23 protein-coding genes are annotated in these 22,652 nt (G+C 64.8%); 5 read left to right on the forward strand and 18 right to left on the reverse strand.

Annotation, left to right across the window (positions count from 1 at the left end; translation table 11 throughout):
- The first annotated feature begins 8 nt into the window (after positions 1-8).
- Entirely contained in the window at positions 9-3,485 is a 3,477-nt protein-coding gene (locus tag ACNFHO_RS06760; RefSeq protein ID WP_416765721.1) for a NahK/ErcS family hybrid sensor histidine kinase/response regulator, read from the forward strand.
- Here the strand turns inward: ACNFHO_RS06760 and rmuC are convergent.
- The gene (gene rmuC / locus ACNFHO_RS06765; RefSeq protein WP_416765892.1) at positions 3,457-4,830 is read right to left on the reverse strand and encodes a DNA recombination protein RmuC; all 1,374 of its coding nucleotides are present in this window, start codon (positions 4,828-4,830) and stop codon (positions 3,457-3,459) included. The genes ACNFHO_RS06760 and rmuC overlap by 29 nt on opposite strands.
- A 168-nt stretch (positions 4,831-4,998) precedes the next feature.
- A complete protein-coding gene (locus ACNFHO_RS06770; protein WP_054890932.1) occupies positions 4,999-5,421 on the reverse strand; it encodes a tetratricopeptide repeat protein in 423 nt (140 codons plus the stop codon).
- 955 nt (positions 5,422-6,376) lie between these two features.
- Between ACNFHO_RS06770 and ACNFHO_RS06775 the strand changes: the two genes are divergently transcribed.
- The 3 genes from ACNFHO_RS06775 to ACNFHO_RS06785 all read left to right on the forward strand — a co-directional run bounded on the left by ACNFHO_RS06775 (position 6,377) and on the right by ACNFHO_RS06785 (position 8,737).
- Entirely contained in the window at positions 6,377-6,601 is a 225-nt protein-coding gene (locus ACNFHO_RS06775; RefSeq protein ID WP_054890933.1) for a hypothetical protein, read from the forward strand.
- Between the two features lie 246 nt (positions 6,602-6,847).
- Positions 6,848-7,330 carry a hypothetical protein gene (locus ACNFHO_RS06780; RefSeq protein WP_063545838.1) on the forward strand — a complete coding sequence of 161 codons (483 nt, stop codon included), beginning with the start codon at positions 6,848-6,850 and terminating at the stop codon, positions 7,328-7,330.
- A 144-nt stretch (positions 7,331-7,474) separates the two neighbouring features.
- On the forward strand, positions 7,475-8,737 hold the full coding sequence (locus tag ACNFHO_RS06785) for an OmpP1/FadL family transporter (protein ID WP_065862202.1): 1,263 nt from the start codon (positions 7,475-7,477) through the stop codon (positions 8,735-8,737).
- 43 nt (positions 8,738-8,780) lie between these two features.
- On the opposite strand, the gene ACNFHO_RS06790 is transcribed toward ACNFHO_RS06785, so the two are convergent.
- Positions 8,781-9,710, reverse strand: a complete 930-nt coding sequence (locus tag ACNFHO_RS06790) for a LysR family transcriptional regulator (RefSeq protein ID WP_054890936.1) — start codon at positions 9,708-9,710, stop codon at positions 8,781-8,783.
- A 118-nt stretch (positions 9,711-9,828) separates the two neighbouring features.
- On the opposite strand from ACNFHO_RS06790, the gene ACNFHO_RS06795 reads away from it, so the two are divergent.
- Positions 9,829-10,086, forward strand: a complete 258-nt coding sequence (locus tag ACNFHO_RS06795; RefSeq protein ID WP_063545840.1) for a DUF2798 domain-containing protein — start codon at positions 9,829-9,831, stop codon at positions 10,084-10,086.
- Positions 10,087-10,110: 24 nt separating this feature from the next.
- Here ACNFHO_RS06795 and ACNFHO_RS06800 read toward each other — a convergent pair whose 3' ends face one another.
- The 15 genes from ACNFHO_RS06800 to cobO all read right to left on the reverse strand — a co-directional run bounded on the left by ACNFHO_RS06800 (position 10,111) and on the right by cobO (position 22,601).
- The gene (locus ACNFHO_RS06800; RefSeq protein WP_063545841.1) at positions 10,111-10,662 is read right to left on the reverse strand and encodes a glutathione peroxidase; all 552 of its coding nucleotides are present in this window, start codon (positions 10,660-10,662) and stop codon (positions 10,111-10,113) included.
- Between the two features lie 41 nt (positions 10,663-10,703).
- Entirely contained in the window at positions 10,704-10,826 is a 123-nt protein-coding gene (locus ACNFHO_RS06805) for a hypothetical protein (protein WP_256673900.1), read from the reverse strand.
- Positions 10,823-12,025: an MFS transporter gene (locus ACNFHO_RS06810; protein ID WP_151926334.1), complete on the reverse strand. Its 1,203-nt coding sequence runs from the start codon at positions 12,023-12,025 to the stop codon at positions 10,823-10,825. Before ACNFHO_RS06810 ends, ACNFHO_RS06805 begins: the two co-directional genes overlap by 4 nt.
- 63 nt (positions 12,026-12,088) lie before the next feature.
- Positions 12,089-12,493, reverse strand: coding sequence for a MarR family winged helix-turn-helix transcriptional regulator (locus ACNFHO_RS06815; RefSeq protein WP_063545843.1), 405 nt, complete (start codon positions 12,491-12,493; stop codon positions 12,089-12,091).
- A 53-nt stretch (positions 12,494-12,546) separates the two neighbouring features.
- The gene (locus tag ACNFHO_RS06820; RefSeq protein WP_416765724.1) at positions 12,547-13,725 is read right to left on the reverse strand and encodes a glycoside hydrolase family 5 protein; all 1,179 of its coding nucleotides are present in this window, start codon (positions 13,723-13,725) and stop codon (positions 12,547-12,549) included.
- A gap of 106 nt (positions 13,726-13,831) precedes the next feature.
- The gene (locus ACNFHO_RS06825; protein WP_416765725.1) at positions 13,832-14,566 is read right to left on the reverse strand and encodes an adenosylcobinamide-GDP ribazoletransferase; all 735 of its coding nucleotides are present in this window, start codon (positions 14,564-14,566) and stop codon (positions 13,832-13,834) included.
- Entirely contained in the window at positions 14,566-15,135 is a 570-nt protein-coding gene (gene cobC, locus ACNFHO_RS06830) for an alpha-ribazole phosphatase family protein (protein WP_416765726.1), read from the reverse strand. The genes ACNFHO_RS06825 and cobC overlap by 1 nt, the downstream gene beginning before the upstream one ends.
- Positions 15,132-16,187 (reverse strand): nicotinate-nucleotide--dimethylbenzimidazole phosphoribosyltransferase, encoded by a 1,056-nt coding sequence (gene cobT, locus ACNFHO_RS06835; RefSeq protein WP_416765728.1) that lies wholly within the window; start codon positions 16,185-16,187, stop codon positions 15,132-15,134. The genes cobC and cobT overlap by 4 nt, the downstream gene beginning before the upstream one ends.
- Positions 16,184-16,705: a bifunctional adenosylcobinamide kinase/adenosylcobinamide-phosphate guanylyltransferase gene (cobU, locus tag ACNFHO_RS06840; protein WP_112898975.1), complete on the reverse strand. Its 522-nt coding sequence runs from the start codon at positions 16,703-16,705 to the stop codon at positions 16,184-16,186. Before cobU ends, cobT begins: the two co-directional genes overlap by 4 nt.
- Position 16,706: 1 nt before the next feature.
- Positions 16,707-18,161 (reverse strand): cobyric acid synthase, encoded by a 1,455-nt coding sequence (locus ACNFHO_RS06845; RefSeq protein ID WP_414154129.1) that lies wholly within the window; start codon positions 18,159-18,161, stop codon positions 16,707-16,709.
- Positions 18,158-19,150: a threonine-phosphate decarboxylase CobD gene (gene cobD / locus ACNFHO_RS06850; protein ID WP_416765730.1), complete on the reverse strand. Its 993-nt coding sequence runs from the start codon at positions 19,148-19,150 to the stop codon at positions 18,158-18,160. The genes ACNFHO_RS06845 and cobD overlap by 4 nt, the downstream gene beginning before the upstream one ends.
- A complete protein-coding gene (gene cbiB / locus ACNFHO_RS06855; RefSeq protein WP_416765732.1) occupies positions 19,143-20,051 on the reverse strand; it encodes an adenosylcobinamide-phosphate synthase CbiB in 909 nt (302 codons plus the stop codon). The genes cobD and cbiB overlap by 8 nt, the downstream gene beginning before the upstream one ends.
- Positions 20,048-20,698 (reverse strand): 5,6-dimethylbenzimidazole synthase, encoded by a 651-nt coding sequence (gene bluB, locus ACNFHO_RS06860; RefSeq protein WP_416765733.1) that lies wholly within the window; start codon positions 20,696-20,698, stop codon positions 20,048-20,050. Before bluB ends, cbiB begins: the two co-directional genes overlap by 4 nt.
- Positions 20,695-21,993 (reverse strand): cobyrinate a,c-diamide synthase, encoded by a 1,299-nt coding sequence (locus ACNFHO_RS06865; RefSeq protein WP_416765735.1) that lies wholly within the window; start codon positions 21,991-21,993, stop codon positions 20,695-20,697. The genes bluB and ACNFHO_RS06865 overlap by 4 nt, the downstream gene beginning before the upstream one ends.
- A complete protein-coding gene (gene cobO, locus ACNFHO_RS06870) occupies positions 21,990-22,601 on the reverse strand; it encodes a cob(I)yrinic acid a,c-diamide adenosyltransferase (RefSeq protein WP_054890949.1) in 612 nt (203 codons plus the stop codon). Before cobO ends, ACNFHO_RS06865 begins: the two co-directional genes overlap by 4 nt.
- Positions 22,602-22,652: the final 51 nt, after the last annotated feature.

Here is a 22,652-nt window from a genome sequence, read left to right on the forward strand (position 1 = left end):
GAGTTTGCATGTCGTTGTCCAGCGGGCTGATCGCCGTGGTCGCCCTGGCCTATATGGCCATCATGTTCGCCATCGCCTTCTACGGCGACCGTCGCAGCACGCCGTTGCCGCCGCGCCTGCGCGCCTGGGTGTACAGCCTGTCGCTGGCGGTGTACTGCACCAGCTGGACCTTCTTCGGCGCCGTCGGCCAGGCGGCCGAGCAGCTCTGGGCGTTCCTGCCGATCTACCTGGGCCCGGTGCTGCTGCTGATCTTCGCACCCTGGGTGCTGCAGAAGATGGTGCTGATCAGCAAGCAGCAGAACATCACCTCGATCGCCGACTTCATTGCCGCCCGCTACGGCAAGTCGCAAACGCTCGCGGTGGTGGTTGCACTGATCTGTCTGGTCGGCGTGCTGCCTTACATCGCCCTGCAGCTCAAGGGCATCGTGCTCGGCGTCAACTTGCTGATCGGGGCCACTCCCGACGCTACCGGCACCCGGGTGCAGGACACGGCGCTGGTGGTGTCGCTGGTGCTGGCGCTGTTCGCCATCGTCTTCGGCACGCGCAGCCTGGATGTCACCGAGCACCATCGCGGCATGGTGCTGGCGATCGCCTTCGAGTCCCTGATCAAGCTGCTGGCGTTTCTTGCCGTGGGCGCCTTCGTGGTGTTCAACCTGTATGACGGCTTCGACGACCTGTTCAGCCAGGCGCGCCAGTCGATCCACCTGGAAAGCTATTGGCAGGAGACGATCAACTGGCCATCGATGGTGGTGCAGACCGCCGTGGCGATGATGGCGATCATCTGCCTGCCGCGGCAGTTCCACGTCACCGTGGTCGAGAACATCGAGCCTCAGGACATGCGCCTGGCCCGCTGGGTGTTCCCGCTGTACCTGGTGCTGGCGGCACTGTTCGTGGTGCCGATCGCCCTGGCCGGGCAGATGCTGCTGCCGGGCACGGTGATTTCCGACTCCTTCGTCATCAGCCTGCCGCTGGCCGAAGCCCACCCGAGCCTGGCCCTGCTGGCTTTCATCGGCGGCGCTTCGGCCGCTACCGGCATGGTGATCGTCGAGGCGGTGGCGCTGTCGACCATGGTGTCCAACGACATGCTGCTGCCCTGGCTGCTGCGACGCACCAACGCCGAGCGCCCGTTCGAGGCGTTCCGTCACTGGATGCTCTCGGTGCGCCGGGTGACCATCGTGGTCATCCTGCTGCTGGCCTACGTCAGCTATCGCCTGCTCGGTTCCACCGCCAGCCTTGCGACCATCGGCCAGATCGCCTTCGCCGCAGTCACCCAGCTGACCCCGGCGATGCTCGGCGCCCTGTACTGGAAGCAGGCCAACCGCCGCGGCGTGTTCGCCGGCCTCGCTGCGGGCATCTTCCTGTGGTTCTACACCCTGGTGCTGCCGATCGCCGCCCATAGCCTGGGCTGGTCACTGCAGTTGTTCCCCGGCCTTGCCTGGCTGCACGGCAACCCGTTGGACCTGCCGATCACCCCGCTGACACAAGGGGTGGTGCTGTCGCTGGCGGGCAACTTCATGCTCTTTGCCTGGGTCTCGATTCTGTCGCGCACCCGGGTTTCCGAGCACTGGCAGGCCGGGCGCTTCATCGGCCAGCAAACCAGCGCCCGCCCCAGCAGCCGCCCCCTGCTGGCCGTGCAGATCGACGATCTGCTCAACCTTGCCGCGCGTTTCGTCGGCGAGGAACGCGCGCGGCAGAGCTTCATCCGCTTCGCCTACCGCCAGGGCAAGGGCTTCAACCCCAACCAGAACGCCGACGGCGACTGGATCGAACACACCGAGCGTCTGCTCGCTGGCGTGCTCGGCACCTCCTCCACCCGTGCGGTGGTCAAGGCCGCCATCGAAGGCCGCGACATGCAGCTCGAAGACGTGGTGCGCATCGCCGACGAAGCCAGCGAGGTGCTGCAGTTCAACCGCGCCCTGCTGCAAGGCGCCATCGAGAACATCAACCAGGGCATCAGTGTGGTCGACCAGAACCTGCATCTGGTGGCCTGGAACCGTCGATATCTCGAACTGTTCAATTACCCCGACGGGCTGATCAGTGTCGGCCGACCGATCGCCGACATCATCCGCTACAACGCCGAGCGCGGCCTGTGCGGCCCGGGCGAGGCGCAGGTGCACGTGGCGAGGCGCCTCCACTGGATGCGCCAGGGCCGGGCGCACACCTCGGAACGGTTGTTCCCCAACGGGCGGGTGATCGAACTGATCGGCAACCCCATGCCCGGCGGTGGCTTCGTCATGAGCTTTACCGACATCACCCCGTTCCGCGAAGCCGAACAGGCGCTCAAGGACGCCAACGAGGGCCTGGAGCAGCGCGTGGCCGAACGCACCCACGAGCTGTCGCAACTGAACCAGGCGTTGTCGGAAGCCAAGAGCCATGCCGAGGCGGTCAGCCAGTCCAAGACCCGCTTCCTCGCTGCCGTCAGCCACGACCTGATGCAACCGCTGAATGCCGCGCGGCTGTTCTCCGCCGCCCTGTCGCAACAGGCCGAGGGCCTGAGTGAAGAGGCCCAGCAACTGGTGCAGCACATGGACAGCTCGCTGCGCTCGGCAGAGGAATTGATCAGCGACCTGCTGGACATCTCGCGCCTGGAGAACGGCAAGGTCACCCCCGACATCAAACCCTTCGCGCTCAACGAACTGTTCGACACCCTGGGCGCCGAGTTCAAGGTACTGGCGGCCGAGAAAGGCCTGGAATTCCGCCTGCGCGGCAGCCGGCTGCAAGTCGCCAGCGACATGAAACTGTTGCGCCGGGTGCTGCAGAACTTCCTCACCAACGCCCTGCGTTACGGCAAGAGCCCGATCCTGCTGGGCGCTCGACGCGAAGGCGAGCACCTTTGGCTGGAAGTCTGGGATCGCGGTCCGGGCATTGCCGACGACAAACTGCAGGTGATCTTCCAGGAGTTCAAACGCCTGGACAGCCATCAGACCCGCGCCGAAAAAGGCCTGGGCCTGGGCCTGGCAATCGCCGATGGCCTGTGCCGGGTGCTCGGGCATCGCCTGGAAGTGCGCTCATGGCCAGGCAAGGGCAGCGTGTTCCGAGTCAGCGTGCCGATCGCCAGGCATCCGGTGGCAGCGCCCGCAGCGCCCGTGGAACCGGGCGGACAACCGCTCGCTGGGCTGCAGGTGCTGTGCGTGGACAACGAAGACAGCATCCTGATCGGCATGAACAGCCTGCTCGGGCGCTGGGGCTGCCAGGTCTGGACCGCACGCAACCAGGCCGAGTGCGAGGCGCTGCTATTGAAGGGCATGCGCCCGCACCTGGCGCTGGTGGACTACCACCTGGACGACGGCGAAACCGGTACTGGCCTGATGGCCTGGCTACGCACGCGTCTGGGCGAACCCGTTCCAGGCGTGGTGATCAGTGCCGACGGGCGCAACGAAACCATCGCCCAGGTGCATGCTGCAGGGCTGGACTACCTGGCCAAGCCGGTCAAGCCCGCCGCCCTGCGTGCGTTGCTCAATCGGCATCTGAGCCTGGTTCAGTAAGCGTCGCATCGGCCAGCGCCTCATCCGACAGCGCCCGCTCCAGCAGGTCGGCCGGCAAGCTCTTGCTGGCGCGCGCGCCCAGCAGCTTGAGCTGCTCGCTGCGGCTGATCAGGTTGCCGCGCCCTTCGCACAGTTTGTTGCGCGCTGCGGCGTAGGCCTTGTCGACCTGCTGCAGGCGCGCACCGAGCTCGTCCAGGTCCTGGATGAACAGCACGAACTTGTCGTACAGCCAACCCGCACGCTCGGCGATCTCGCGGGCGTTCTGGCCCTGACGCTCCTGCTTCCACAGGCTGTCGATGACCCTCAGGGTCGCGAGCAAGGTGGTGGGGCTGACAATGACGATCTGTCGGTCGAAGGCTTCCTGGAACAGGCCCGGCTCCGCTTGCAGCGCTGCCGAGAAGGCCGCTTCGATGGGTACGAACAGCAATACGAAATCCAGGCTGTGCAAGCCATCCAGCCGGCTGTAATCCTTGCTGGAGAGGCCTTTGACGTGACTGCGCAAGGACTGCACGTGCTGTTTGAGCGCCGCCTCGTCATTGCCGGAGACGAACTGTTGGTAGGCGGTGAGGCTGACCTTGGCATCGACCACCACGTGCTTGTCCCCCGGCAGCATGATCAGCACATCGGGCTGGAAACGCTCGCCATCGGCGCTCTTCAGGCTGACCTGGGTCTGATACTCGCGGCCTTTCTCAAGGCCCGCATGCTCCAGTACCCGTTCGAGAATCAGCTCGCCCCAGTTGCCCTGGGTCTTCTGGCCCTTGAGCGCCTGAGTGAGATTGGTGGCCTCATCAGACAGGCGCAGGTTGAGTTGCTGCAGGCGCTCAAGCTCCTTGCCCAGCGAGAAGCGCTCGCGGGCCTCCTGCTGGTAGCTCTCTTCGACACGCTTTTCGAAGGCCTGGATGCGCTCCTTGAGCGGATCGAGCAATTGTCCCAGGTGCTGTTGACTGGTCTGGGCGAAGCGCTGCTCGCGCTCGTCGAAAATCTTGGTGGCCATCTCGGCGAACTGGGCACGTAGCGTATCGCGGGCTTCCTGCAAGTCGTCCAGGCGCTGGGCGTGGCTTTCCTGCTGCTCGCGCAGTTCGGCGTCCAGCCGCGCAGCCTGAGCCTCCAGGCGACGCAGTTCGGCTTCGCGGGTCGCGCGCTCCAGGTTCCAGGCATGGGCGGCATCGCGCGCGTTGTCGCGCTCGATCTGCAACAGTTCCAGCTCGCGATTCTGCGCAGCAAGCGTCGCCTGTTTGTGGCTGTTGGCTTCGCTGAGGTCGCTGATCTCGTCGCGGCAGGCTTCGAGCTGCGCCTGCAGGCCAGCCTGGGCCAACTGCGCGGCACTCAGGCGTTCCTGCATCAGGCCGGTTTCGGTTTGGCGGACGGCGAGCCGACGCTGGACCTGCAACACCCACCCCAGGCACGGCACCGCGGCAGCCACGATGCCCAATAGAATACTGGCCAGGTCCACTGCCATGCTTGCTCCGGTCAACGCTTAGATTGTGCGCAGCTTACAGGTTTTTTGCCGGTGCTATTGCACCGAAGGCAGCAGGCCAAGCAGCCGCCGCGCCTCCTGCGAACCCTGTCCCGCCGCCAGCTCCAGCCAGTACCGCGCTTGCTCGGGATCCTGCGCCTGGCACAACCGGCCATATTCGAGCTGAGCCCGACTGTCACCGGCGCGGGCGGCCTGGCGCAGCAGCTCATGGCCGATACGCCGATCCCGCGCAGTGCCACAGTCACGGCAGAGCATCTGCCCCAGGCGACTCTGCGCTACCACCACGCCCTGCCGGGCGGGTTGCTTGAGCATGCGCCCGGCGAGGTGCTTGACGCTGCGCTTGTCAGCCAGGCGCGGGTTGTCGAGCAGCCACAGGGCCACTTTCAGGGAAAAGCGCTTGGGAGAAACCAACGGCGCAATGGCGGGGGAACCGGCGGGGGATTTACCACGAAACTTCATGACAACAGCGATGGTGATTCGAGAGGCGCGCCACTCTACTCGATTTTTTTGACAAAGGCCCGGGGCAACGTTGGGGCGTCGGAAAAAAATATTTCATGGTTCTTTTCTTGACGTTTTCACCCCAGAGAAGGGCGGTAAGTATTTTCCATGGCTAGGTGTCGGACCCTTCCGAAAACAGCTGGCACGCCCGTCCTAGAGCAAGCCCTAGGGACAATCCACAGAACCTGTGGATAACTCGGTGGACAACCCCCCCTTGGCGCCCGCAAACCCCTGTGGAATGGGGCTTACAGTCAAACTGACGATTTTTTCACCAGCCTAAATAAGTGTTTTTTTTCATTGACTTAAGGGCTCAGTCAAGTCATTGGCGGCGCCCGGCGAAGACGTTGCAGAACAGTTACAAGTCATGCTCCAAGTGTGCACAAGTGCGCCAACAAAGTGCGCGGGCTTGCACCACGGCGGGAAAACAGCGCCGTTTCGCCGCAATTCACTTCTTCACAGATGACCTGCAAACAGAGATAATGATCGGCTTCGCTGAAGAAAAATCAAAAAACGCTTGCCATGCCGCAAACCTTCCAGTAGTGTGGCCGCCGTTAGTACCAAGCTGAACGTCAATTCTGGCCGCAACGTCCTTGCGAATGGCCACCCTCCCCGGGTAGCACCGCTGAAACCAGGACCGGCCCACTCGATGATTCCCTCGACGGCAACAGCCGCTCCAGCACGAATCACCTAATGACAAATTGATCGGGTCTTCACCCAGTGGCCTCGAACCTGGTCCGTGGGATGCTGCCCGCCTTCCGAAGTACCTACCAGTCAGCCCGGCGCCTTACTTGTGCTTGCGCTACCTCTGGCTGCTCTGTTCCGGTCAGGTTTTTCGCCTCCCTTAATAAAGGCGTCACCGGAACGTTTCTATTGTGCACGGATCGAATCCCGTGTCTTGAGCAGGAAATCTAAAAAAATGACTAATCACCATCAGATCCAGCGCGCCTTCGGCACGCTTTCTCAGGCCTTCGCCCCACTGAAGTGCCTCATCGTTGCCCCTCGCAAGGGCAGCTTCAGCTTCACCCTGGTCGACGAACACGGCGTGGCCTGCCACACCGAGCGCCTGTATCCAGAGCAATACACCCACGCAGAGCCGCTGCAGGCGGTGATCGATCGCACCCGCCAGTCGTTGGTCGCATGAATGAATGGGTGAGGATTCACCCCATGAATGACCGCCCTTGATTGCTGCCCGAAACGCTCTTTGCTTAATTGCCACAAGGCATATGGCAGAGACGCTGCGGCAGCAATCGATTTAAAAACAGCCCTTTACACCATGATTATCACACTACACTTCAACTCGAGCGGTGCGAGCCGCTTCCGGCGGGCCTGATCATCCATTAGCTGCCAAGCTCCAGCGCCCGTCGGCCCCTGACAGTTCGAGGGCATCATGGGTATCGCTGCGAACGAGTTGAATCAATATGTGATCCGCCCCACGCTGATCTACCTGGATCGCCATAGCGCGAGCGCCGAAGCCTTGCTGCTGGGCGTCGCAGCTAGCCAGTCCAGCCTTGGAGCAGCCCTGCATGACCGTCGCGGTCACGGCTTGTACAGGATCGGCGAGACGCGCCATCAAACGCTCTGGGACGATTACCTGGCCCGCGATCCCGAGCTGGCGAGCCTGATACGCGGGCTTGCCAGTCAGCATGCCTTCCTTGGCGGCCCGCACTTGGAACTGACCGTCAACCTGCGCTATGCCACTGCCATCGCATGGATGCTCATCGAAGAGCAAGCCACTCCCCTACCCGCCCCCGACGATCTTCTAGGGCTCGCACGAATCTGGCGACAGACATTCCACCCCCAGGGACGCCTGCGCGACTTCACGCAGGCCTGGCATTGCTGGGTAAATCCGATAATGTCCCAGGCATCTTAAGAACCGCCCTACAAGCAAACCGGAAAAAAGGGAATTTTGGTCGGATTGTCCTACAAAACCGCTCTATCTCCGCCGATACAGGCTATGGCGTAGTGCGTGATTTGTTGGTAGCTTTTCGCCCGGAGATCCCAAGGAGTTCTAATAATGAAAACAGTCATGCTCAAAACCTCTCTCGGCGTCGCTATCGCGCTCGCTTCCAGCCAACTGTTCGCCAGCGGCTTCGCCCTCAACGAACAGAGCGTCAGTGGCATGGGGACAGGTTTTGCGGGTCGTTCTTCCTCTGCCGACGATGCCAGCACCATTTACGGAAACCCTGCCGGCATGTCGCGCCTCAAGCGCGAACAGATCACCGTAGGCGGCGCAGCCGTCATCGCCAAGACCGACATTTCCGGCCGCGGCAGCAACCTGGGCGGGAAAATGGACGGTGACATGGTGCCGTTCGTAGGCGTGCCCATGGGCTACTATGTCAAGCCAATCGACGATCACTGGAGCCTGGGCTTCGGCGTCTACGTGCCCTTCGGCCTGGTCACCGACTACGGCAGCAACCACGCGGCACGCTACTGGGGCAAGAAGAGCCACGTCGAAGTGGTCACCTTCCAGCCGACCGTCAGCTACGCCTTCAACGACAAGGTGTCGATCGGTTTCGGCCCGACCATCAACCGCATCGAGGGCGAGCTGGGTTCGAGCACCATCAACCCGCGCTCCCCTGGCCGCAACGATGGCGAAGTGAAGATCAAGGGTGATGACACCGCCGTTGGCTACAACATCGGTATCCTGGTCCAGGCCACCGACCGCACCCGCCTCGGCCTGACCTACCACTCGATGGTCGACTACAAGCTCGAAGGCAAGACCAAGATCAACAACGCGTTGATCGGCCCGTTCAGCGGCAGCAAATTCGACGCCGACCTGAAGATCAAGACGCCCGAGTCGGTGGACTTCTCGGTCACCCACGAACTCGACGACCAGTGGACCCTGTACGCAGGCAGCACCTGGACCCGTTGGAGCCGTTTGAAGGACATCACCGTCACCAACGACGTCCCTGCACCGCTGGCCGGCCAGTTCGGCACCATCAGCGAAGAGCAGAACTGGCACGACACCTGGGCTCACGCCATCGGTGCCTCGTACAAGGTGAACAAGGAGTGGACCCTGCGCACCGGCTTCACCGTCGACCAGTCGCCAACCAACAACCACGACCGCTCTCCGCGCATCCCTACTGGCGATCGCAAGATCTTCAGCCTGGGTGCCGGCTATAGCCCGACCGACGACGTGACCATCGACGTGGCCTACTCCTACCTGTGGGAAGAGGACACCAAGGTGAACCTGGCCAGCGCCACCAAAGGCACCTACCAGGCCAAGTACGAGAACAGCGCTCACGGCATCGGAGCGTCGCTCACCTACCGCTTCTGAGTGGGTTCAGGCTGCATGAAAAACCGCCTTCGTGGCGGTTTTTTCATGCCTGCACGCGCCAATGCTCGCCAAGGCTCGCCTGCAGGTACTCCATGAATACCCGCACTTTGGTGGTCATGGCAAAGCGATCGGCCACGCACAGGAACACATCCATCGGTTCGGTCTGCGCATAGGCCTCGCCAGGTTGGGCAGAGTCGAACAACGGCACCAACTGACCGCTGTCCAGGTGCGGACGCACAAGGAACTCGGCCAGGCGCGTCACCCCACCATCGTTGAGCGCCATTTCCGCAAGGGCCTCGATGTCGTCGCTGATCAACACATTGTCGAACTCCGCCTCGAAGCGCATGCCATCACGCACGAAGCCCCAGCGCAGCAGGCGACCATCGACCGGATAACGCAACACCAGGCAGCGATGATCACGCAGCGCCTCGGGCGTGGTCGGTCGGCCAGCCCTGGCCAGATATCCCGGCGAGGCGCAACAGATGAACGGAATCCGGGCGATATGTCGCGCCAGCAGATGATCTTCCAGCTGCGGCGTGATACGCAGACTGACATCGACATCTTCGCGGGCATGACTGACCCGGCGATCACTCGCAACCATTTCTATCGAAAGCAGCGGATAACGTGCACTGAAGGCAGGAATCAGGGGCGCCAGGATGCGGCGCCCGAATGCCGATGAGGCGGCAATGCACAAGCGCCCCTGCGGCTCGGTATCGGGAGTGGTGACCTCCTGTTCGGCCAGGATCAGGTCACGTTCTACATGCTTGACCCGGCTGTAATACTGGCTGCCAGCAGGCGTGAGCGCCATGCTGCGCGTGCTGCGCGACAGCAGGCGGACCTGCAGGTGCGCCTCCAGGCGCGCCAGGTTCTGGCTGACCGCTGCCGCACTCAGGCCCAGTGTGCGCGCAGCACCGGCAATGCTGCCGGCCTCGACGACCTTGATGAAACTGCGGATGGCATTGAGCAGATCCATGGCTGGGCTCTTGGGATTCGTAAGAATCTCTTTATAAAGAACTCAACCCGGCTGGTCTACAGCGCACAACTGACCATTGTTAACCTGGGCTTCTCATGTCCAACCGAGAGGCGCCCTCATGACCCCTTTGCCCCAGCCACGCCGTCGCAAGCTCCGCGCCAGTGCCACACCCTATGTCTTCGCGTTCTACATGTCGGCGATCATGGCGATGCTGATGTGCTTCGTGATCACCGCTGCCACGACCGGCATCGACCAGGACTACTTGCGCAAAGTGCTCCAGGCCTACCAACTGGCGATGCCGGTGGCGTTCGTCTGCGTGCTGATGGTACGGCCCGTGGTGATGCGCCTGGTGGCCATCACCGTGCACCCGCACTGATCGCCCGCATGAGACAGCACGGCATCAGGGCTGCGAAGCAATGGCCTTCTCGATGGCCGCCCGGAACGCCGGATCATCCGGCTTGGTCAGGCTGGAGAAATTGCCGATCACTTCGCCTCGCCGGTTCACCACATACTTGTAGAAATTCCACTTGGGTGCGCTGCTCTGCTGTGCCAGTTCGACGAACAGCGGAATCGCATCCTTGCCACGCACCGGCTGAGTCTTGGTCATGGTGAAGGTGACACCGTAGTTGGCGTAGCAGACCTTGGCGGTCTTCTCGCTATCGGCATCTTCCTGCTTGAAGTCGTTGGAGGGCACGCCGAGCATTTCCAGCCCCTGCTCGTGATACTCCTTGTAGGCAGCCTCCAGCCCCTCGAACTGCGGCGCGAAGCCGCAGTAGCTGGCGGTATTGATCACCACCAGCGGCTTGCCAGCGTAGCGCTGGCACAGATCGACCTGGCCCTTGCCGCGTAGCTCCGGCAGGCTGCCTTGCAGCAGCGCCGGACAACCGGCGGCCCAACTGGAGGAAGTGGCCGCCAAAGCGAGCAAGGGTACTGCGAGCCAACGCGTAAGCATGTTCCCAATCTCCTACAAGACAATTCCTTGCAGGGTAGCGCTTAACAAACGCCCATGCCCAGCTGCATCAATGCCAATCCGCCCTGATGCCAGCCCCACCAGGCGAGCGCCAGCACCAGCAGCGCACCCGCCACCAGCAGCCCGCGCAGCCAGGAGCGGTTCATGCCGCCTTGGCCTGCAGACGCGCAACCGGGCGTTCGCGCACCGGCCAATTGAGGGCCGCCGCCAGCAGGCTGAGCAGAATGGAGATCTGCCAGACCAGGTCATAGCTGCCCGTGCGGTCATAGACCACCCCGCCCAGCCAGCCACCGAGGAAGGCGCCAAGCTGGTGGAACAGGAACACGATGCCCCCCAGCATCGACAGGTTACGCACCCCGAACAGGGTCGCCACCGTGCCGTTGGTCAGCGGCACCGTCGACAACCACAACAGGCCCATGGCGATGCCGAACAGGTAGGCGCTGAATTCGGTCACCGGTGCCCACAGGAACAGCACGATCACCACCGCCCGCAGCAGATACAGGCTGGTCAGCAGACGCGGCTTGGACATGCGCCCGCCCAGCCAGCCGGCGGTGTAGGTGCCGACAATGTTGAACAACCCGACCAGTGCCAGCACCGTGGTACCGATGGTCGCCGGCAAGTGCTGGTCGACCAGATAGGCCGGCAGGTGCACACCGATGAACACCACCTGGAAGCCACAGACGAAAAAGCCCAGGGCCAGCAACCAGAAACCGGAGTGCGAGCACGCCTCGCGCAGTGCCTGGCCCAGCGTCTGCTCGCCGCCTTGACTGGGTAGCGGCCGATCACGCAGCAGCCCGACGAAAGGCACGATCAGCGCCACCATCAAACCCAACACCAGCAACGCTGCCGACCAGCCCAGCCACTGGATCAGCCCAAGCGTACCCGGCAGCATGGCGAACTGGCCGAACGATCCCGCCGCGCTGGCAATACCCATGGCCATGCTGCGTTTCTCCGGCGGCACCGCACGGCCAACCACACCGAGGATTACCGAGAACGAGGTACCGGACAGCCCGATGCCGATCAGCAAGCCAGCACTCAGCGACAACGACCAGATCGAATCGGCCATGCCCATCAGTACCAGGCCGGCAGCGTAGAGAATGCCGCCAATGATCACCACCCGCGCCGCGCCCAGGCGATCGGCCAGCGCGCCGGCGAACGGCTGGGCCAAGCCCCAGATCAGGTTCTGCAGGGCAATGGCGAAGGCGAAGACTTCACGCCCCCAGCCAAAATCGGCGCTCATGGGGGCCAGGAACAGGCCAAAGCCATGTCGCACACCCAGCGACAGCGCCAGGATCAGCGCCGCCCCGAGCAGCACCCAGCCACTGGTTCGCCAAACAGAAGTCATTGTTGTTGTCTCCTAGCCATCGCAAGGTTTGTGCGGGTATATACCCGCTTTATAGGGCACATCTCAGGCCAAACGCTCCAACAAGCGAACCAGTTCATCACGCTGCCTCTCGCCCAGATGCTCGACCAACTGTAGCTGAGCCTGCTCCCAGGCAGGATACGCGGCAGCCAGGCAGGCCTTGCCTGCCTCGGTCAGGCACACCAGGCGATTGCGCAGGTCACTGCCTTCGCCAAGCGTCACCAGCCCGTCAGCTTCCAACACACGCAGGTTGCGGCCCAGGGTACTGCGATCCAGGCCCATGGCCTCAGCCAGGCTGGTAATACTCGGCTGGTCGAGCCGCTGCAGATGACGCAACAAGGAAAACTGCGCGACATTGATCCCGAAATCCGCCAAGGCTTCGTCGTAATGTCGGCTCACCCCACGGGCGGCACGACGTAGATGGGTGCAGATGCATTCACTGGTCAACATAAATGCGTGTATATACCCGCACCTTGGATGTTGCAAGAAGTTTCTGCGCCTGCTCAGGGCTGCAAGCGACGACGGATTGGCTCGAATGCCTCGCTGGCATGACGTACCAGCGGATCGGGCGCTCCTTCATCGATGGCTTTCCAGTAGCGCCATGGCACCTTATCGGTACCCAGCTCATAGTCCATGCCATCCCAGCTGTCCTCGCGAAAACTGTAGAAAGCCCAGTGCAGGCGCTCACGCACGAGCACTTCCAGAACGTCCTCCAGGTAGCGATGACAGCCCGGCAGGCGGCGCATGCAGCCGAACTCGCCGACCACCAGGCGTGAACGCGGGACTCGCATGGCTTCAGCCCATTGCAGCGGAAGTTGCAGATACTGTGCTACCCGCGCCGCATCCCAGTGCTCGTCACGCCCCGCGAAAGGCACGCTGCCCGGGTATTCGAACGGCCGCTTGCGCGCCAGGTTCGGCGCACTGGTGGCAGCGTAGGGTTCGTACATATGCACGCTGTACAGGACACGCGCATCTGCCAGCGGCCTTGGCCAATAGCCGAAAGCATCGGCCGCCGCATACCAGCCGGCATCGACCATCACAGGGGTCTTGTCGTCCACTTCCCGGATCGCTGCCAGCAGTCTGGCCGACAGTGCCGGCAGATCACGCGGCCCGTCCTGCTGTCGCGCATACCAGGCCTTCATCTGGTCTTGCGAGGCATGCTCCGGTAGACCACCCTGCTTTTCCGGGGCGGGCTCATTGACCAGGTTATAGGCTGCGACCGCGGGATGATCCTTCAGCGCCTCTGCCAGATCGCGCCAGAAAGTAGCGGATTGCTGCCAGTAACGCTTGTCCTGCCACAGCCGGTCGTCGAACTGGCCATGGTTGTTCTGCGACCAGCGCATGCCAGGCAGCGAGAGCGGTGCAATGACCACCTTGAGCCCGGCCTGCTGCGCGTGATCCAGCACCTGTTTCAACTCAGCGAGGTCGGCGGCGACAAGCCCGCCGTAGTGGTCGGCGTCTCCCAGAAGGAAGTCCCTGCCGGCAGGCCTCCACTTGTCGTAGGAAAGCCGCACCCAGGTGGCACCGTAGGCTTTCAGGGCATCGAAGTAGGCCTGATCCGGCGGCAGGCGATTGAAGCTGTTACCGCCATGGCGGGGGGTGTTCCAGAAGTCGATCAGGTCGGCTGCCAGTGCCGGCAGCGGTGCCAGCGCCAGCAGGCCGGCGAATATCCAGTGACGCATCGGGGCGACTCCTGACAGGGCGAAGGGATAGCGAGCGTATCCCCGTCACCAACAAGACGTTTCGCCAATGAGTGAAGGATATTTCTGGATCGATCGTCCGCGATCATCAACCCAGCAGCGCCAACCCCAGCACCACGCCCAGTTCCAGCAACTCCAGCAGTGCACCCGCAGTGTCACCGGTGGTCCCGCCCAATCGGCGGCACATCTGCCGCCGCAAGAACGCAAAGACCAGCACTGCCACCAGCAGTAGCCACAGCGCCAGCCAGCCACCCAGCACCAGACAGGCCAGCGCACTGCCCAGCAATACCCAGCCCGCCGCACGCCTGGGCAGGTGTTCGGCCAGCGCCGAGCCCAGCCCCCCGGCACGCACATAAGGCGTACAGAGGAACAAACCGAGCATCGCAGCCCGCCCGACCACTGGTGCCAGAACCAGCCAGGCACCCGCGCCACGCTCGACCAGCACCCACAGGGCACAGAACTTCAGCAGCAGCACCAGCACCAGGGTGACCACGGCAATCGGGCCACTCCGTGGGTCTTTCATGATCTGCAAGGTGCGCTCGCGATCGCCGAAGCCACCCAGCCACGCGTCGGCGCTGTCGGCCAGACCATCCAGGTGCAGGGCGCCGCTGAGCAGCACCCACAAGGCCAGCAGCAATGCAGCCTGCAACGGTGCCGCAACGCCCTGCAGCAGCGCGCTGGCAGCCCACAACAGCAGGCCGAACAGCAACCCGACAGCCGGGTAGAACAGCAGCGAACGGCCCATCTGCCGTGGCTCCGGCATGCCCGGCAGGCTTACCGGCAGGCTGCTGAGAAACTGCAGGGCAATCCAGAACGGCAGCATCAAACCACCTCGCGCAACTGGCCGTCGGCGTGCAGTGCCAGACGCACCAACGCAGCGTGCCGCACCTCGACCTGCAGCAACTGCTCGCGCGGCAATCCACGGGCGCGGGCCAGCAACAGGCGCATGACACCGCCGTGGGTCACCAGCAGCACGCGCTTGCCGGAGTGTTGCCGGGCCAGAGTTTCGACCGCTGTCAGCACACGCTCGGCGAAATCGGCCACCGGCTCGCCCGCAGGCGGCGTGAAGGCGTAGGGGTCGGCCCAGAAACACCCCAACGCGTCCGCTTCGGTCTGCATGATCTGCGCCGCGCTGCGTCCTTCCCACTCGCCAAAGTGCAGCTCGCGCACACCCGCTTCAAGTTGCACCGGCAGTTGGAGACTTGCGCCCAGTTCGTCGGCGAAACGTGCGCAACGCTGCAACGGCGAACTGACCAGCACATCCCAAGGCCCACCCACCGCGACAGCCGCGCGCATCTGCGCCCAGCCTTGCGCGGTCAGGGCGTCGTCCAGGCTGCCGCGCAAGCCGCCGCCCAGTTCGGTCTCACCATGACGCAGCAGATCGAGGATCATGCCGGACGATCCGTCACCGCCGCTTCGGCGAAGGTCGCCATCTGCCCGTGCAGGGCGCAGGCCAGGCGCATCAGCGGCACCGCCAGCGCAGCACCACTGCCCTCGCCCAGGCGCAACCCGAGGGCCAGCAACGGTTCTGCCTGCAGCGCCTCGAGCAAGGCACGATGTCCAGGCTCAGCGCCCTGGTGGGCGAACAGCAGCCACTGGCGACACTGCGGATTGAGGCGCACGGCAACCAAGGCCGCGACGCTGCAGATGAAGCCGTCGACCAGCACCGCGACCCCACTCTGCGCGCAGGCCAGGTAAGCACCCACCAACGCGGCGATCTCGAAACCACCGACGCAGGCTAATGCCCGCAGCGGGTCACCGTCCTGCAGGCCATGCAGTGCCAAGGCTCGCTCGATCACCTCGGCCTTGTGCCGCACCCCAGCACTGTCGAGCCCAGTACCCGGGCCGCTCAGGGCATCGGCCGGGCACCCCAGCAATGCGCTGGCCAGGGCTGCCGCTGCCGTAGTGTTGCCAATCCCCATCTCGCCACCGATGAACAGCTGTGCGCCCTGGCCTGCGGCGCGCAAGGCACTGTCGCGCCCGGCCGCGAGCGCGGCGCGCAGTTGCGCGTCGGTCATCGCCGGCTGGCGGGCGAAGTTGGCAGTGCCGGCGCCAAGGCGCAGGTGATGCACGCCCGGCAATTGCAGTTCCGGGTCGATGGTCCCCAGGTCGACCACGTCCAGCGTCGCCTCCAGTTGACGCGCCAACACGCTGATCGCCGCCCCACCGCCGACGAAATTGCGCAACATCTGGCCAGTCACAGCCTGGGGATAGGCGGAGATACCCTCCTCCACCACGCCATGGTCACCGGCAAACAAGCCGATCGCCACGCGCTCGAGGGTCGGACGCTCGCGGCCTTGCAGGCCGGCCAGGGTAATCGCCAGCGCTTCCAGTTGGCCCAGCGATCCGGCGGGTTTGGTCAGTTGCTGCTGACGGGTGCGCGCCTGCTCCATGGCATCGTTGTCGAGGGGGTGGCAGGCATCGAGCCACCAGGAGGTGTTCATAGAGCAGGTCCTTTGAGCATGAGAGGAAGGCCGGCAACCGTGAGCACCACGCGCTCACAGCGTTCGGCCACGGCCTGGTGCAGCCAGCCGGCCAGGTCGACGTAACGGCGGGTCAGCTCGCCCATGGGCACCACGCCCAGGCCGGTTTCGTTGCTGACCAGGATCAGCGTGCCGGGCAGGCTGGCCAGGCAGTCGAGCAGCGCGTCACGCTCCTCGACCAGGCGCTGCGGGTCATCGAGCATCAGCAGATTGGTCAGCCACAGGGTCAGGCAATCCACCAGCAGGCAGCGCCCTTGGTCTGCTTCGGCGCGCAGCACGCGGGCCAGGGCCAGAGGCTCTTCGATCAGCCCCCAGTCAGAAGGCCGGCGCTCGCGGTGCAGGCGCACGCGTTCATTCATCTCGCCGTCCAGCGGCTCGCTGGTGGCGATATAGGTGACCGGCAAACCACTGGCCACGGCCAGTTGCTCGGCCAGGCGGCTCTTGCCCGAGCGGGCACCACCGAGGATCAGGTTGCGCATCTCAGGCTACTCCACACAAGGCGCGCAACCGCGCGGTGTCCAGGTGCTGCTCGATGAGGTCGGCCAGGCGTTCGATATCGCGTTCGCGCAGCGCCTCGTAATCGACCACCTCGACGTCATCCAGCCCGGCCCAGCGCAGCAGCGCGGCGCACGACTGGCTACCCTCGAACAAACCGTGCAGGTAGGTGGCGAGGATCTGCCCGTCAGCGCTGATCGCGCCATCGGCACGCCCATCTGCGAGCATCACCGCAGGCTGCTCCAGCGCAGGCCCCTGGGTGACGCCTGCATGAATTTCGTAGCCCGACACCGGTGCCTGCTCGAGGCTCAGCACGCCTTCGACATTGCGCAGCTGCTTTTCGGCTTCCAGCACGGTGGCGTAGTCGAACAGGCCCAGCCCAGCGCTCGAACCCGCCGGCCCTTCCAGCCCCAGCGGGTCGTGCACCTGGCGCCCCAGCATCTGCAGCCCGCCGCAGATGCCGATGAGCTTGCCGCCGTAACGCAGGTGACGGGCAATGGCGCTGTCCCAACCGCGCTCGCGCAACTGCGCCAGGTCACCGCGCACGCTCTTGGAGCCGGGCAGGATGATCAGGTCGGCAGGCGGAATCGGCTGGCCGGGGCCAATGAACTGCAAGTCCACCTGCGGGTGCAGGCGCAGCGGGTCGAAGTCGGTGTGGTTGCTGATGCGCGGCAATACCGGAACGATCACCTTGAGCACGCGATCGCCCTTGAACGACTGGCGCCGGTCGATGCCGTCCTCGGCCTCCAGGTGCAGGTCGGTAACGTAGGGCAACACGCCCAGCACCGGTTTGCCGGTACGCTGCTCGAGCCAGTCCAGGCCCGGTTGCAGCAAGGCGATGTCACCGCGAAAACGGTTGATGACAAACCCCTTCACCCGCGCCTGCTCACTGGGCGACAGCAGTTCGAGGGTGCCGACCAGGTGGGCGAACACGCCGCCACGGTTGATGTCGGCAACCAGGATCACCGGGCAGTCCACCGCCTCGGCAAAGCCCATGTTGGCGATATCGCCGGCCCGCAGGTTGATCTCGGCAGGCGAGCCTGCGCCTTCGACCATCACCACCGGGTAGGCAGCGCTCAGGCGCTGGTGCGAGGCCAGGACCGCCTGCATGGCGATGGCCTTGTAGTCGTGATAGGCGACGGCGTTCATGCTGGTCACCGCGCGGCCATGGACGATGACCTGGGCGCCGGTGTCGCTGTTGGGCTTGAGCAGTACCGGGTTCATGTCGGTATGCGGCGCCAGCCGGCAGGCCTGGGCCTGCACCGCCTGGGCGCGGCCAATCTCGCCACCGTCGGCGGTCACCGCGCTGTTGAGCGCCATGTTCTGCGGCTTGAACGGCACCACGCCGACACCCTGGCGCAACAGCCAACGGCACAGGGCGGTGACCAGCGTGCTCTTGCCGGCATCGGAGGTGGTGCCTTGCACCATGAGGGTGGTCATGCCGATTCCTTCTGGTAGTCCTGCAGCGCCTGGCGCAGGCGCTGTTCATCCGCCGCACTGGCAGGCAAGCCAAGACGCACGGCGGCAGGCGCCTCGAACAGGCGCACGAGAATGCCGCGGCGGGCGAGAAAGTCGTGAAGCTGGGCGGCGCGTGGATCGCGCAAGTACTGGAACAGGTCGCAGCCGCCAGTGGCGGGCAAGCCAGACTCGGCCAGCAGTGCTGCAAGGCGTGCACTGGCTTCGGCGCAGCGCACGATCTGCGCCCGCTGCGCCTGGCCATCGGCAAGGCACGACTGGCCGATGATCCGGGTCGGGCCGCTGACCGTCCACGGTCCCAGCATCTCGGCCAGGCGCTGCAGCAGTGGCGCCTCGGCCATGGCGAAGCCCAGGCGCACACCGGCCAAGCCAAAGAACTTGCCGAACGAACGCAGCACGATCAATCCGCCACGCCCGCTCTGATCGGTGATGCTGTGTGCCGGGGTGTTGTCCATGAACGCCTCGTCCACCACCAGCCAGCCGCCGCGTCGAGCCAGGCGTGCGTGCCAGTCGAGCAGGCGCTCGCGCGGCACGCAGCGCCCCGTGGGGTTGTTCGGGTTGACCAGCAGCAGCACATCGAGGCGGTCCAGGGCCGCTTCAACCTGGTCGTCATCGAGCTCGACAAGCTCATGCCCGGCGCGCTGCCAGGCGTGCGGATGCTCGGCATAGCACGGCGACAACACGCCGACTCGTCCGCGCGCGCGCAAGTGCGGCAAGGCCTGGATTGCTGCCTGAGAGCCCGCCACCGCGAGCAGTTCATCGACACCGTAGTAGGCGCGCGCGGCCTGCTCCAGGCCATCCTCGACCTCAGGCAGGCGCGCCCAGGCCTCCAGCGGAATCGATGGAATGGAGAAGGACCAGGGGGCGATACCGCTGGACAGGTCGAGCCAGTCTTCGCGTGCGATACCGTACTGGTGCACAGCGCGCAGCAGGCGGCCACCATGTTCAAGCATAGAGCCAGGCCCCCGTGCAGATCACCAGCAGCCACAGCCATACGCCGCGCTGCACCAGGCTCCAGCCGCGCTCGATGGCATCAGCGTCGGCCACCGGCCCCTCGCCCAGGCGCGCCCGTTCGTGCAGCTCACCGTGGTACACCGCCGGGCCTCCCAGTTCCACGCCGAGGGCACCGGCCCCTGCGGCCATCACCGGGCCTGCGTTGGGGCTGTCCCACAGCGGCGCCTGGTTGCGCCAGCAGCTGAGCGCCAGGCGAGTCTTGCCCAGCAATGCGTAGGTCAAGGCCACCAGCCTGGCCGGCAGGTAGTTGAGTACATCGTCGATACGCGCTGCGGCCCAGCCGAAGCGCTCGAAACGTTCGTTGCGATAACCCCACATGGCATCCAGGGTATTGCTCAGGCGGTACAGCACCACGCCCGGCGCACCGGCCACGACGAACCAGAACAGCGCGGCGAATACCGCATCGCTGCCATTCTCCAGCACCGACTCGGTCGCGGCGCGGGCCACGGCAGACTCGTCGAGCTCGCGGGTCTCGCGGCTGACCAGATAGCCCACCCGCCGCCGTGCTTCATCCAGATCCCCTTGGCGCAGGGCCTGCGCCACGGGCAATACATGCTCGCCCAGGCTGCGCATGCCCAACGCGCAATACAGCGCCAGGGCATCCACCAGCCAACCGATGTAGGGCAGCCACGACAGGATCAGCGCCAGCAGGGTCAGGGGCACCACGGCCAGGAACCAGGCGCTGACCCCATGGCTGCGCCAGCCGCGGCCACCGGCATTCAAGCGTCGCTCCAGACGCCCGGCGAAATTGCCGAATGCCACCAGCGGATGACGCCGCTGCGGCTCGCCCAGCAGCGCATCCAGCGCCACACCAGCAACAGTCAGCAAGGCGATGCTCATGCCTGCTCTCCCCATTGGTTCTCGTAGAGCATCTCGCTCAGCGGCCGTTCACGCGCCCAGTCTTCCAGCACCAGCATGGGCGCCTCGTAGAATTTCGCCACCGGCCCCAGGCACAACACTGCCACAGGCTTGGCCCCGGCCGGCATGCCCAGCAGCTCGCCCAGCGCCTGCGGGTCGAACAGCGACACCCAGCCCATCCCCAGGCCTTCGGCGCGTGCGGCCAGCCAGAGGTTCTGGATCGCGCAGGCCATCGACGCCAAATCCATTTCCGGCAGGGTACGGCGGCCAAAGATGTGCGGCTCGCGCTTGTCCATCAAGGCGGCAACCAGCACCTCGGCGCACTCGCCGATGCCTTCGACCTTGAGCTGCATGAAGGCGTCGGAGCGCTCGCCGAGGGCCTCGGCGGTGCGAATCCGCTCCTCCTCCACCAGCGCCTGGATGCGCAGGCTCAGATCGCGCTGGCTGATACGAATGAAGCGCCAGGGCTGCATCAGTCCGACGCTGGGCGCCTGGTGCGCGGCGGCCAGCAGCCTGGCGAGCAGCTCAGGCGCCACATCGCCGCCGATGAAGTGGCGCATGTCGCGACGCTCACCGATCGCTCGGTAGACCGCAGCGCGCTCGGCCTCACTGAAAGCGTGTTCGTTCATGGTCGCAACAGCGCCGCCGCCGCTTCGGGGTTGGAAGGGAAATAGAAGTGCACGTAGGACGCCGTCAAGCGCCCCAGACGATAGACCGCCTCGTTGCCACGTCCGCCATTGGGGCTCAGGCCACGGGCGATGGGCGCAAGCTCGGTGGTGGTCAGCGAGTGGTGGTAGGTATGGCCACGCAGGGTGCCTTCAGGCAATTCGACGGCCTGCAGCGCCAACGCGGCGAGGCGCTTCTGCATCACGGCCTCGCCGGGCAACAGGCCCAGCAGCTCGGCACGTTCGCCCGCAACGTCGGTCAAGGCCTCAAGCAGGTAGAGCATGCCGCCGCATTCGGCCAACAAGGGTTTGCCTTCGTCATGGTGGCCGCGGATCGCCTCGCGCATCGGCGCGTTGGCCGCCAGGGCGTGGTGATGCAGTTCGGGGTAGCCGCCGGGCAAATACAGGCTGTCGACTGCAGGCAGGTGCCGGTCGTGCAAGGGCGAGAAGAACACGAGCTCCGCGCCCTGATCGCGCAGCAGGTCGAGGTTGGCGCCATAGAGGAAGGCGAACGCCTCGTCGCGGGCTACACCGATGCGCACACCGGCAAGGCTTGCGGTCAAGGGGGCGGCGTGTGGTTCGACAAAGGCCACCGGCGGCGGCAAGGCAGCATCGCAGCTGGCGCCCAAGGCCTCGGCGGCAGCGTCCAGACGTGCATCCAGATCGTTCAGCTCACTGGCCTGGACCAGGCCGAGGTGACGGCTGGGCAACTCGATGCCGCGCTCGCGAGACAACCCGCCATACCAGCGCAAACCTTCGGTCAGGCTACCTTCGAGCAGTTGCGCATGGCGCAGGCTGCCGACCCGGTTGGCCAGCACGCCAGCGAATGGCAGGTCAGGCTGGTAGCGCGCCAGGCCCAGGGCCAGGGCCCCGAAGGTCTGGGCCATGGCCGTGCCATCGATCACCGCCAGCACCGGCACGCCGAAATGCCGCGCCAGGTCAGCGCTCGACGGCGTACCGTCGAACAGCCCCATGACACCTTCGATGAGGATCAGGTCGGCGTCGGCGGCAGCGTCCCACAACAGACGGCGGCTCTCCTGTTCGCCAATCATCCACATGTCCAACTGGTACACCGGCGCGCCGCTGGCGCGCTCCAGGATCATCGGGTCGAGAAAATCCGGCCCGCACTTGAACACCCGCACCTTGCGCCCGAGGTTGCGGTGCAGGCGCGCCAAGGCGGCGGTGACGGTGGTCTTGCCCTGGCCGGAGGCTGGTGCGGCAATCAGCACCGCCGGGCAATGACGGGTGGCTCGACTCACAGTTCAACGCCCTTCTGTGCGCGGATACCGGCCTGGAAGGCGTGCTTGAGCATGCCCATCTCGGTCACGGTGTCGGCCAGCTCGATCATTTCCGGCTTGGCCCCGCGGCCAGTGACGATCACGTGTTGCATCGGAGGACGCGCCTGGATGTCCGAGAGCACCTGGTCCAGGTCGAGGTAGCCGTGCTTGAGGGCGATATTCAGCTCATCGAGCACTACAAACTGCACCGACGGGTCCTGCAGCAACTGGCGCGAGACGGCCCAGGCCGCCTCTGCTGCGGCGATGTCGCGCTGGCGATCCTGGGTTTCCCAAGTGAAGCCCTCGCCCATCACGTGGTAGCGCACTTCGTTGGGAAAGCGGCGGAAGAACAGCTCCTCGCCGGTGCTGTTACGGCCCTTGATGAACTGCACCACCCCGCACTGCATGCCATGCCCCAGCGCACGGGCAAGCATGCCAAAGGCCGAGCTGCTCTTGCCCTTGCCATTGCCAGTGAGCACCAGCAGCAGGCCGCACTCATTCGGGGAATTGGCGATACGTTCGTCGATGATCGCTTTTTTGCGCTGCATGCGTGCCAGGTGGCGTTCGTCGCGCTCGATGGATTCGCTCATCAGGGGTTCTCCGCAGGCTGTCGACGCGCCGGTCGGGCACTCGCGGGCGGG

The sequence above is a fragment of the Pseudomonas sp. NY15374 genome, from assembly GCF_048068255.1.
Classification (GTDB): domain Bacteria; phylum Pseudomonadota; class Gammaproteobacteria; order Pseudomonadales; family Pseudomonadaceae; genus Aquipseudomonas; species Aquipseudomonas machongensis.